The sequence below is a fragment of the Acinetobacter sp. V116_7 genome (assembly GCF_056735735.1).
Genome location: NZ_JBWZIF010000001.1, coordinates 22,363 through 33,925 on the forward strand (window position 1 = coordinate 22,363; position 11,563 = coordinate 33,925).

Consider the following 11,563-nt stretch of genomic DNA (forward strand, 5'->3'; position numbering starts at 1 on the left):
CTCTTGACCTGCTATACAGAACTATAGATAATGCGCACACAGTTTACGGCTATGTAGCTCAGTTGGTTAGAGCACCGCACTCATAATGCGGGGGTCACAAGTTCAAGTCTCGTCATAGCCACCATTTTAAAAACCATGCTCATGCATGGTTTCTTTTTATCTGCTTTTTACATATTAAAATGTTTTTCAATCGTATCGAGTGTTTTTGAGCTTTGATAAAAAGGAGCTAAAAGCGCTTGTAATAATGGTTCTAAAATACCGTGTTCATTAAAGGCATTCATAACCTTCGGATAAAAACGTAAAGCTTCAGTTTGTAAGTCGCTTTCGGTTAAACCAATCTCACTTAATACTTCAAATAAACTCTGGTCTTTATAAAAGTCATAAAAAACTTCGACACCATACAAAATCAGATCTTGCATAAATTGCGATTGGCGTAATTCTTTCCAGTATTCGTAAATTAAAACAAAAAACTCTTCAACATCGAGAGGAGTGAGCTGCTTCATAAACTCATACATTTTTTTATGTCTAATATCTTCCCATACATGACGCACTAGGCTTTCTAAATCTTCACTCGATAAAAGACTTAATTCTGTGAGTTGCTCATGAATAAAGCTGGCAATCCAAGTTTCAAGTTTATGCTCAAGACGTTGTTGCTGTAGAAAGGAGAATTTTTTGAGTTTGTGTTGCCATTCAAAGTGATAGTCATCAACTCTAGATGCGCTTAGAAATTTTGGTAATTTTTGTTCTAAGGTTGAGGTTGCAATATATTGGCAAAGTTGTTGTACAGAAGGACTACTTCTTAAAAACTGATTGAGATAAAGAGGAATATGTTCCATTTCTAAAAATTTGGAGAGCCACATTTCAAATTGGTGGTCAGATACCAAATCTTGTAGCTGAATTGGAGACTTCATGGCAGATAGATAAATACGCTGCGCAATTTCCCCAATAAACTCAAGTAAACCAGCACCTAGCTGCATTTCAAAAGCATAACGTTTCACAACGGCTTGTAGTTGCTCTAAATCAACAACTTCATGAAGTTTTATTTCGTCAGCATGTTGCATAAACAGTTGAATGAACTGCTGGAAATAAATAGGTGAGTTTTCTATAGATAATTGTTTTTTGAAAAATTCCACCTGCTCAAGCAAAAGTGCTTGAGCAAGTGCTGTAGTTTTTGATGAGTTTTCCTGCTCAGTCATTCGCTGTCCAACCGTTGACAATCGGATAACGTCGTTCACGACTAAATGCACGAGAAGTAATTCTCGGCCCAATCGCGCCTTGACGACGTTTATATTCATTACGATCAACTAAACGGATAACTTTTTCAACTACTTCTTTATCAAAACCTTTGGCAATAATATCTGCCTGACTTAAATCTTCTTCAATGTATGCGTAAAGAATGGCATCTAATACATCATATGCTGGTAAAGAGTCTTGGTCTTTTTGGTCTGGGCGAAGTTCTGCTGAAGGTGGACGAGTAATCACACGTTCAGGAATAACAGGAGTTTCACTTAAGCTATTACGGTATTTTGCTAATTCAAATACGATAGTTTTATAAACATCTTTTAGAACTGCAAAGCCACCAACCATATCACCGTAAAGTGTACAGTAGCCAACTGAAAGCTCAGACTTGTTGCCAGTAGCGAGTACTAAATTACCAAATTTATTTGATAAGCCCATGAGTAATGTGCCGCGTGCGCGCGCTTGTAAGTTCTCTTCGGTCGCATCTGCTGGTGAGTTGCCAAAGAAAGGATACAAGGTTTGCATAAAGCTATTTACAATTGAATGTATTTCAGCAATACCGAAAGTTACACCCATACGACGAGCTTGTTCTGCCGCATCTTCTACACTAATTTGAGAAGTATAAGTATAAGGCATCATTACGGCTTGTACTTTTTCTGCACCAATTGCATCAACAGCAATAGCAAGTGTAAGGGCAGAATCAATACCGCCAGATAAACCTAAAATTACACCAGGGAAACCTGAACGCTCTACATAATCACGTGTTGCCAGAACTAAACCTTGATAGATCTCTGCAAATGTTTCTAAAGCAGGTGCTGATTCCGTCACTTTAAACGCTTTGTTTTTTTGGTCAAATTCAGCGATGTAGAGGTCTTCTTTAAAGCTTGGTGCTTGTAAAGCAATTCCACCATCTTTATTGCTGACAAAACTTGTGCCATCAAAAATTAAATCATCTTGTCCGCCCACTTGGTTAACGTACACAATGTTGAGGTGAAGTTGTTTTGCAAGTTCACTTAAGGTTTGTGTACGGTGCTGTGGTTTACCGACTTCGTATGGTGATGCATTTAATACAAGAACAGTATCAACATTTAATTGGCTTAACTGTTTTACGGTATTAATTGACCAGATATCTTCGCAAATCAATACGCCAAACTTATGTCCAAGATATTCAAACACCAAATGCTGATGTCCTTTTTGGAAATAACGTTTTTCATCAAAGACGCCATAGTTTGGTAAATTGTGTTTGTTAAAAACACCCAAAACTTGACCGTCTTTCATGACAGCAGCAGAATTATAACGTTGACCATCATCTGTCTGGTTCACAAATCCGAAAACCATGACAATATCTTTAACTTCGGCAAGTTGGGCAAAAGCCTTTTGCATACGTTTATTTAAATTTGGACGTAGCAATAAGTCTTCAGCTGGATAACCAATAACAGAAAGCTCGGGAAAAATAATCAGGTCAGCGTTTTGTTTTTTCGCCTGATTTACTTGCTCAATCATCTTTTTGGTGTTTGAGTCAATATTGCCAATATGCGGAGAAAACTGAGCAAGGGCAACTTTAAAACTTTTCATTCAAACCTAATCCTAGATCATAACGAATATAGATACACATATTGTTGATTTTTATAGATATAATTTTTCAACGATGTGTATGATACGATATTAAACAATTAAAATAGTAAACAAAAATGTCAAGATCAATAATATATACCAATCACATATTTTCTGCGTAAAAATAACGAGATTTTCTGTATAGAATAGAAACAGGCTTCATTATTTTTATTGTTTGTATACTGCCTTATCACAAGCCAATTTGGAATAAGGGCGTTATATTTTTTTCAATAATTTGAATTAAATAAGAGTGATTCTATAGCCTAGGTAAGTATTTCTGATTTATAAGAATTCTCATTTACATTAAGCAAGAAATGTTACGTTCAAAGAAGGATTGATTATTTAGTTACAAATGAATTTGCGGTGAACATATAATATTTGGGATTTTACCAGAGCAAATGTCACGGGCAATTTCACCTTGTTGTTCAATGTTATAAGAGCTAAAAGCCTTGTGGGGAGAGTAGGTGTATTTATAGGGGTTGTAACTTTTAAAGCTCAGATAATAGGCTGATTGAAGTAAGGCGCCTTTAAGTAGTACATGAATGCCTTTTTGATACTGCATGACATGAGTAAGTTCGTGAATAAAAATACCCTGCATAAATTTAGATTCTAGAGCATAATTTTCACTGTAATCGGAAAGATTGACATAAATATTTCCGTTTGGAGCCATAAAAATACCGTAAGACTGCCAAGGAAGATAGCGAGTAGCAATAATTTTAGGTTGTTCACAATTGAGCATGTCGCCGAAGACCATTTGTGCTAATACTTTTTCTTGAGCAGTCAAATGCCTAATTGGGTAGTTTTTTAAGTGGCGGAAAATAAAAAGCGTAAAAAGAATAAATTGTGTGCGAATTAAGCGTTTAAGGGCATTAAAAAGTAGCATAGCTTTGCCATTAAATGAGTTTATCTATTTCTTTAGCATACTATAGGTTAGATATCGCGAAATAAAGAGGTGTGGTTATTCATTAGTTTTATCGTTCTGTTTTTAAAATATAAAGCTTTAAATAGATCTAGTTTTCTTATTGCTGTGAATAAAAGAGTTCTTGGATAAGAAAAGCAAAAGCCCCAGTTAAAACTGAGGCTTTACGACAACTAAAATCACAACAGCAAATAAAATTAAGGTCGGCATTTCATTAAAGAAGCGCCAGAACTTATGTGATTTATAGTGAGCATTTCCGATAAGTTTTTTACGGTAGTAGCCACATGCCAAATGGTAGATGACTAACAAAGCGACTAATCCAACTTTAAGGTAAAACCATGTTGCCTGATGGTAATGTCGAGTTGCATCACCCCAATCTACAAGAAAATGAGCAGTAATTAATGTGGCAATCAGAGAAGGCCACATAATTCCACGATATAACTTACGTTCCATTACTTCAAAGCGTTGATGACTAACAGCATCTTCACTCATAGCATGATAAACATATAGACGTGGTAAGTAGAACAAAGCAGCGAACCAACAAACCACGGCAATAATATGTAATGCTTTTACCCACAAAAAAGCATCAGAAGGTGCATCCATCGATAATCCTAGGTGGGATTATGCATCCCACTTCTTGAAAATAAGGCAAGCGTTAACACCGCCAAAGCCAAAACTGTTACTCATTACAGTATTCAATTTTGCATCACGTTTTTCAAGTACGATATCAAAAGGTTTTGCGCCTTCATCAAGTTCAGTTACATTGATGTTTGGTGCAATAAAGTCGTTTTGCATCATTAGAACAGAGTAAATAGCTTCTTGTACGCCAGCTGCACCTAAGCTATGACCTGTCATAGATTTAGTTGAGCTAAGAGGAGGTACATTGCCTTCGCCAAATGCACGTTCCATTGCTTTAAGTTCGGTAATGTCACCAGCTGGAGTAGATGTACCATGTGTATTTACATAGTCAATTTTGTCTACACCATGTTGCTTAGCTTCTTCAAGCGCCATTAACACACAACGTGTAGCACCTTCACCGCTTGGAGCAACCATATCTGCGCCATCGCTGTTTGCAGCATAACCAACAACTTCAGCTAAAATATTGGCGCCACGTGCTTGAGCGTGTTCAAGTGATTCAAGTACTACGAAACCACCACCACCAGCAATAACAAAACCATCACGGTCTGCTGAATATGGACGAGATGCTGTTTCTGGAGTTTCATTATATTTTGAGCAAAGCGCACCCATTGCATCAAACAATAAACTTTGAGACCAATGATCTTCTTCACCACCACCAGCAAGCATAAGGTCTTGTTTGCCGAGTTGAATAAGGTTGTACGCATAACCAATTGCGTCCGCAGAAGTTGCGCAAGCACTTGTAATTGTATGAGCAATACCTTGCAGTTTGAATGCAACACCTACGTTTGCAGTAATAGTGTTTGACATGTTGCGTGGTACGAAGAAAGGTCCTACTTTACGTGCACCTTTAGTTTCTAAAAGCTCTGTCATTTCAACAACAGATGCAGTTGAACCACCACCTGAACCGCCTGCGATACCGTAACGTGGATTGCCACCGATTTGCTCAGCAGTAAGACCTGCATGTTCAACAGCAGCTACAGCAGCATTGTAAGCGTACATTGCACATACGCCCATAAAGCGTTTTAACTTACGGTCAATATGATCAAAATCTTGTTCTGCAGCAGCGCTCACATGACTTTTAAAATTGAGTTCAGCATAAGTTGGGTTAAAACGTGTCCCGGAGATTCCATTTTGAAGTGAATGAGTAACTGCTTCTAAAGAGTTACCGATACATGAGTTAATACCCATACCAGTGATTACAACACGTTTCATCTACAGGTCCCTTTATGGTGATATTAAGAGTCTATGGTGATCAACAGCTATGAAAACAAATAGGAGAATATAGCTGTAAGAAAACAAGACTCATGTTTTTTCGTTGTTAACATGATAGCAGAAAGGATTTTTATTTCTTATGGCAAATCTTTATGACAATTTTACATTTAAAAAAAATAACTAAATACATAGTATGTTGCATTTAGGGTTAACTAAAATACACACATTCAAGTTGAGATAAATCCACATTCCACCTAGTATTTATGTCTAATTAGATAAATTAAAAAATCGAGGTACTTGATGACAAAATTTAATAATAATCAATCTGACAATTTGTTTTCTCAGGTCTTCGGAGTGGCTAAAAAGCTCAGTTCTACAGGATTGAGTATCTTGCAACAGAACCAATCAGGTGACGTTAGTAAGGTAATTGAACCAATTCCAACTGGGAAAACAGTTGAAGGAAAATCGAGAACAAAAAGCCCATTTGAAGTTGAGCAATATGAAAGTCCTCAACAAATGCTACGTGAACAATTGCCGAAAGTAACTCGTCAGGTCTTTGGGCGACATTTTACAAAAGTAAATGGTGTAGCTACATTTCTTTCCCCAGATTGGGATGAAAAAATCTCAGGTTATTTATTTGATTGGCTGAATGACTTTAGTTCAAAAAGCACCTTAACTGAAAAAATCTTAGAAGAAGCGGGCGCTAAAGATTTATTTGAGCTCACTAAAGATACGGGCCGTTCTCAACGTTTAAGTCAGGCGCTTATCGAGCAAAATAAATTAATTGCAACTGTACAAGGTGCAATTACAGGCGTGTCGGGTGTGGTTGGTGCTGCTGTAGATATTCCTGTTTCACTTGTGTTGGTTTTAAGAACGATTTATCAGACAGGAAGATCACATGGTTTTGATCTTCTGGAAGTTACAGACCAAGACGTTGTCGAGTTTATCTTTAAAGAAGTTGATATTAGTCTGATTGCTGAAAAGCAAACTTTATTGATAGCTTTAAAAACATTACGAAATATGTTGGAAACGCAAGATATTCATCAATTTCAGCAAGTGTTAGGTTCAACTACTGATTTTGATACTTTAAAGAACTGGTTAGTCGATGAAGATGGAGAGTTTAAATGGGGTTGGTTAAACCGTATTCCTAAACTTTCAGCATTTGGCAAAGTTACACCAGTTGCTGGTGCTGTTTTAAGCGCAGTATATAGTTGGAAACTACAAGAAGATGTTGGTCATAAAGCACAAGCCATTTTTGGCGCTGCCAGACATTATTTAAATGAGCATCCAAGTGAGCATTTATCTCCGCTACAAGCCTATTATGCTGCGGTAACACTTATTCAGAAGGCGAGTCCTCGTCTTTTAAATGTGGGTGAGGATGGTAATATTCATGCTGCACATCATAAAGTAGAAAACCATGATGTCATTTCAAAAGTATCAATTGTCTTAAAGCCTACAGAAAGTAAAAAGAGTGAAGAAAAAATTCAGGAAAATGTTCATCAAGGTATCGAGCAACTTGCTGATAAACATGTAGAGGAACATGAGCATACTGAGCAAAAACCTGCTTTAACTCCTGAGGAAGATGAAGAGGAGTTGAATGATAAAAAATACTCTTAACAATACCCTTACAAATAAGAGGTTTAAAAATAAGATTTAAACTCTATTTAGATTTGTAAGTTATCCTGTCAAAGATTGATATGGTCAACATTTGGTAAGTATTGCCGTGTTGACCATTTTTGCATCTTAGCTTACAATTATGTGCCCTTAAAAAGAGGTATTTTCTTTTTAAGGTTTTTTAATAACGGGAGAATTGCCATATGGCAACAACGAATCAGTTGATCCGTAAGGGTCGTACGACTTTGGTTGAAAAATCCAAAGTTCCTGCGTTGAAGGCTTGTCCACAACGTCGTGGTGTTTGTACACGTGTTTATACAACTACACCTAAAAAACCTAACTCAGCTATGCGTAAGGTTTGCCGTGTTCGCTTAACTTCAGGTTTTGAAGTATCTAGCTACATCGGTGGTGAAGGTCATAACCTACAAGAGCACAGTGTTGTTCTTATCCGTGGTGGTCGTGTTAAAGACTTACCAGGTGTACGTTACCATACCGTTCGTGGTTCATTAGACTGTGCTGGTGTTAAAGATCGTAATCAATCACGTTCTAAATACGGTACTAAGCGTCCTAAGAAGTAATTCTAGGAAACTAGTCCAATAAGCCCTTTAGCGTTTCGCTTGTTTGAATTCTTCATAGATTTGTAATTCAAGCGACGTATAGTAAGGCCAGCGTCGTGTACATGACACTTGTACAAACTGCTGGATTATCCTGAAGTGTCATATTATTAGGTGTATTAAAATGCCAAGACGTCGCGTAGTCGCTGCTCGTGAGATCCTTCCAGATCCAAAATTTAGCAGCCAAACAATCGCTAAATTCATGAACCACGTAATGCAGGATGGTAAAAAATCTGTTGCTGAAGGTATCGTTTACGGTGCTTTAGAACGTGTTCAAGAAAAAAACAAAGTAGACCCAGTTGAATTTTTCGAGACTACTCTTGAAAAAGTTCGTCCTATGGTTGAAGTAAAAGCACGCCGTGTTGGTGGTGCTACTTATCAAGTACCTATGGAAGTACGCCCATCCCGTCGTACTGCCTTAGCTATGCGTTGGTTAGTAGATGCTGCTGCTAAGCGTTCTGAAAAAACGATGGCTTTACGTCTTGCTGGTGAGTTGCTTGATGCAGCTGAAGGTAAAGGTGCAGCAATCAAAAAACGTGAAGATGTGCACCGTATGGCTGAAGCTAACAAAGCCTTCTCTCACTACCGTTTCTAAGCGGATAAAACAGGCCTTATTCAGGAGAATATTCATGCGTACAGCAGCTCGATTCAACATTGCTCTTTATCAAAGTGGGAGCTTTGCAGGTATTTAAGTTGCCTGTTTGGATATTCGCGCGCATCAATTTAATTGGTGCGTCCTGTTTTAAATATAACATTTAGGAATGTAGACATCATGGCTCGCCAAACCCCAATTACTCGTTACCGTAACATCGGTATTTCTGCGCACATTGACGCAGGTAAAACAACTACAACTGAACGTATTTTGTTCTACACAGGTGTATCTCACAAAATTGGTGAAGTACACGACGGTGCAGCAACAATGGACTGGATGGAACAAGAGCAAGAGCGTGGTATTACAATTACCTCTGCTGCTACAACTTGTTTCTGGTCTGGTATGGGTAACCAATTCGAACAACACCGTATCAACGTAATTGACACCCCGGGACACGTAGACTTCACAATCGAAGTTGAACGTTCTATGCGTGTTCTTGACGGTGCGTGCATGGTTTACTGTGCTGTAGGTGGTGTACAACCTCAGTCTGAAACTGTATGGCGTCAAGCGAACAAATATAAAGTGCCTCGTTTAGCATTCGTGAACAAGATGGACCGTACTGGTGCAAACTTCTTCCGTGCTGTTGAGCAAGTTAAAACTCGTTTAGGTGGTAATCCTGTACCTATCGTTGTGCCAATTGGTGCTGAAGATACGTTCCAAGGTGTTGTTGACCTTATCGAAATGAAAGCGATTATCTGGGATGAAGCATCTCAAGGTATGAAGTTTGAATATGCTGATATCCCAGCTGACCTAGTTGATACGTCTAACGAATGGCGTACAAAAATGGTTGAAGCTGCGGCTGAAGCTTCTGAAGAATTAATGGACAAGTACCTTGAAGAAGGTGATCTTTCTAAAGAAGAGATCATTGCAGGTTTACGTGCTCGTACATTAGCTTCTGAAATTCAAGTAATGCTTTGTGGTTCAGCGTTCAAAAACAAAGGTGTTCAACGTATGTTGGATGCTGTAATTGAATTCTTACCATCACCTACAGAAGTTAAAGCGATCGAAGGTATCCTTGACGACAAAGACGAAACTAAAGCGTCTCGTGAAGCATCTGACGAAGCTCCGTTCTCTGCGCTTGCGTTCAAAATCATGAACGACAAATTCGTAGGTAACTTAACATTCGTACGTGTTTACTCTGGTGTTCTTAAACAAGGTGATCCAGTTTATAACCCAGTTAAATCTAAGCGTGAACGTATCGGTCGTATCGTGCAAATGCATGCGAACGAACGTCAAGATCTTGATGAAATCCGTGCAGGTGATATCGCAGCGTGTGTAGGTCTTAAAGACGTTACTACTGGTGATACATTATGTGATGAGAAAAACATCATTACTCTTGAGCGTATGGAATTCCCAGAGCCAGTAATTTCATTGGCTGTTGAACCAAAAACTAAAGCAGACCAAGAAAAAATGTCTATCGCTTTAGGTCGTTTGGCTAAAGAAGATCCATCGTTCCGCGTTCGTACAGACGAAGAATCTGGTCAAACAATTATTGCTGGTATGGGTGAGCTTCACCTTGACATCATCGTTGACCGTATGAAGCGTGAATTCGGTGTTGAAGCGAACATTGGTAAACCAATGGTTGCTTACCGTGAAACGATCAAAAAGTCTGTTGAACAAGAAGGTAAGTTCGTACGTCAAACTGGTGGTAAAGGTAAGTTTGGTCACGTATATGTACGTCTTGAACCGCTTGATGTTGAAGAAGCTGGTAAAGAATACCAATTCGTTGAAGAAGTTGTTGGTGGTGTAGTACCTAAAGAATTCTTTGGCGCGGTTGACAAAGGTATTCAAGAACGTATGAAGAATGGTGTATTGGCTGGTTACCCTGTTGTGGGTATCAAAGCGACATTATTCGATGGTTCTTACCATGATGTCGACTCTGATGAATTGTCGTTCAAAATGGCTGGTTCATACGCTTTCCGTGACGGTTTCATGAAAGCTGATCCTATCCTTCTTGAACCAATCATGAAAGTTGAAGTAGAAACTCCAGAAGACTACATGGGCGATATCATGGGTGACTTAAACCGTCGTCGTGGTATGGTTCAAGGTATGGATGATCTTCCTGGTGGAACTAAAGCAATTAAAGCAGAAGTTCCATTGGCTGAGATGTTTGGTTACGCGACTCAAATGCGTTCTATGTCTCAAGGTCGTGCGACTTATTCTATGGAATTCGCTAAATACGCTGAAACTCCACGTAACGTGGCTGAAGGCATCATCGCTAAGTTCCAGACTGGCGGTAAAAAAGGTGACGACGAGTAATCTTTCGATTACTATAAGCCCAAACTAATTCTTAGTTAAAAACCAAGCGCTCGTGCAGTGACCCTGCATGAGCAGTTTATAAAGGAAGATCATCATGGCTAAAGCCAAGTTTGAACGTAATAAGCCACACGTAAACGTGGGCACAATTGGTCACGTTGACCATGGTAAAACAACTTTAACTGCTGCGATTGCAACTATTTGTGCAAAAACTTACGGCGGTGAAGCGAAAGATTACTCACAAATCGACTCAGCACCTGAAGAAAAAGCACGTGGTATTACAATTAATACTTCACACGTAGAATACGATTCTCCAATCCGTCACTACGCTCACGTAGACTGCCCGGGCCACGCCGATTATGTTAAAAACATGATCACTGGTGCTGCTCAGATGGACGGCGCGATCCTGGTATGTGCTGCGACTGATGGTCCAATGCCACAAACTCGTGAACACATCCTTCTTTCTCGTCAGGTTGGTGTACCTTACATCATCGTATTCTTGAACAAGTGTGACCTTGTTGATGATGAAGAATTACTTGAATTAGTAGAAATGGAAGTTCGTGAACTTCTTTCTACTTATGACTTCCCAGGTGATGACACTCCTGTTATCCGTGGTTCAGCTCTTGCTGCTCTTAACGGTGATGCTGGTCAATATGGCGAGTCTTCAGTTCTTGCTCTTGTTGAAGCGCTTGACTCTTACATTCCAGAACCAGAACGTGCTATCGATAAAGCATTCTTAATGCCAATCGAAGACGTATTCTCAATTTCTGGTCGTGGTACTGTAGTAACAGGCCGTGTAGAAGC

General features: G+C 38.9%; 10 protein-coding genes and 1 tRNA gene. 6 read left to right on the top strand and 5 right to left on the bottom strand.

From position 1 onward, the window contains the following. The first annotated feature begins 47 nt into the window (after positions 1–47). Positions 48–124 (top strand) — tRNA-Met (locus AC1PJP_RS00120). A gap of 43 nt (positions 125–167) precedes the next feature. Here AC1PJP_RS00120 and AC1PJP_RS00125 read toward each other — a convergent pair. The 5 genes from AC1PJP_RS00125 to AC1PJP_RS00145 form a co-directional block, all read right to left on the bottom strand. Next, positions 168–1,196 (bottom strand): hypothetical protein, encoded by a 1,029-nt coding sequence (locus AC1PJP_RS00125; protein WP_013198781.1) that lies wholly within the window; start codon positions 1,194–1,196, stop codon positions 168–170. Further along, positions 1,189–2,814 carry an NAD+ synthase gene (locus AC1PJP_RS00130; RefSeq protein ID WP_198307609.1) on the bottom strand — a complete coding sequence of 542 codons (1,626 nt, stop codon included), beginning with the start codon at positions 2,812–2,814 and terminating at the stop codon, positions 1,189–1,191. Before AC1PJP_RS00130 ends, AC1PJP_RS00125 begins: the two co-directional genes overlap by 8 nt. 385 nt (positions 2,815–3,199) lie before the next feature. Further along, the gene (locus AC1PJP_RS00135) at positions 3,200–3,760 is read right to left on the bottom strand and encodes a hypothetical protein (protein WP_479766336.1); all 561 of its coding nucleotides are present in this window, start codon (positions 3,758–3,760) and stop codon (positions 3,200–3,202) included. Between the two features lie 162 nt (positions 3,761–3,922). After that, complete coding sequence (locus AC1PJP_RS00140; RefSeq protein ID WP_013198778.1) at positions 3,923–4,375, bottom strand: CopD family protein; 453 nt, start codon at positions 4,373–4,375, stop codon at positions 3,923–3,925. 18 nt (positions 4,376–4,393) lie between these two features. Then, complete coding sequence (locus AC1PJP_RS00145) at positions 4,394–5,623, bottom strand: beta-ketoacyl synthase N-terminal-like domain-containing protein (RefSeq protein ID WP_004641618.1); 1,230 nt, start codon at positions 5,621–5,623, stop codon at positions 4,394–4,396. Between the two features lie 300 nt (positions 5,624–5,923). Between AC1PJP_RS00145 and AC1PJP_RS00150 the strand changes: the two genes are divergently transcribed. The 5 genes from AC1PJP_RS00150 to AC1PJP_RS00170 all read left to right on the top strand — a co-directional run. Then, positions 5,924–7,240, top strand: a complete 1,317-nt coding sequence (locus AC1PJP_RS00150; protein WP_225995844.1) for an EcsC family protein — start codon at positions 5,924–5,926, stop codon at positions 7,238–7,240. A 200-nt stretch (positions 7,241–7,440) separates the two neighbouring features. Further along, positions 7,441–7,815, top strand: coding sequence for a 30S ribosomal protein S12 (rpsL, locus tag AC1PJP_RS00155; RefSeq protein WP_002050319.1), 375 nt, complete (start codon positions 7,441–7,443; stop codon positions 7,813–7,815). Between the two features lie 160 nt (positions 7,816–7,975). Continuing rightward, positions 7,976–8,446 (top strand): 30S ribosomal protein S7, encoded by a 471-nt coding sequence (gene rpsG / locus AC1PJP_RS00160; protein ID WP_004638185.1) that lies wholly within the window; start codon positions 7,976–7,978, stop codon positions 8,444–8,446. Between the two features lie 177 nt (positions 8,447–8,623). After that, on the top strand, positions 8,624–10,762 hold the full coding sequence (gene fusA / locus AC1PJP_RS00165) for an elongation factor G (protein ID WP_005303124.1): 2,139 nt from the start codon (positions 8,624–8,626) through the stop codon (positions 10,760–10,762). Between the two features lie 94 nt (positions 10,763–10,856). Continuing rightward, the coding region (locus AC1PJP_RS00170; RefSeq protein WP_479766335.1) for a GTP-binding protein at positions 10,857–11,563 on the top strand (707 nt) is incomplete at its 3' end.

Excerpts from the sequence above, each read along its gene's own strand:
- AC1PJP_RS00125 (WP_013198781.1), bottom strand. The coding sequence starts at position 1,196 with ATGACTGAGCAGGAAAACTCATCAAAAACTACAGCACTTGCTCAAGCA.
- AC1PJP_RS00130 (WP_198307609.1), bottom strand. The coding sequence starts at position 2,814 with ATGAAAAGTTTTAAAGTTGCCCTTGCTCAGTTTTCTCCGCATATTGGC.
- AC1PJP_RS00140 (WP_013198778.1), bottom strand. The coding sequence starts at position 4,375 with ATGGATGCACCTTCTGATGCTTTTTTGTGGGTAAAAGCATTACATATT.
- AC1PJP_RS00145 (WP_004641618.1), bottom strand. The coding sequence starts at position 5,623 with ATGAAACGTGTTGTAATCACTGGTATGGGTATTAACTCATGTATCGGT.
- AC1PJP_RS00150 (WP_225995844.1), top strand. The coding sequence starts at position 5,924 with ATGACAAAATTTAATAATAATCAATCTGACAATTTGTTTTCTCAGGTC.
- rpsL (WP_002050319.1), top strand. The coding sequence starts at position 7,441 with ATGGCAACAACGAATCAGTTGATCCGTAAGGGTCGTACGACTTTGGTT.
- rpsG (WP_004638185.1), top strand. The coding sequence starts at position 7,976 with ATGCCAAGACGTCGCGTAGTCGCTGCTCGTGAGATCCTTCCAGATCCA.
- fusA (WP_005303124.1), top strand. The coding sequence starts at position 8,624 with ATGGCTCGCCAAACCCCAATTACTCGTTACCGTAACATCGGTATTTCT.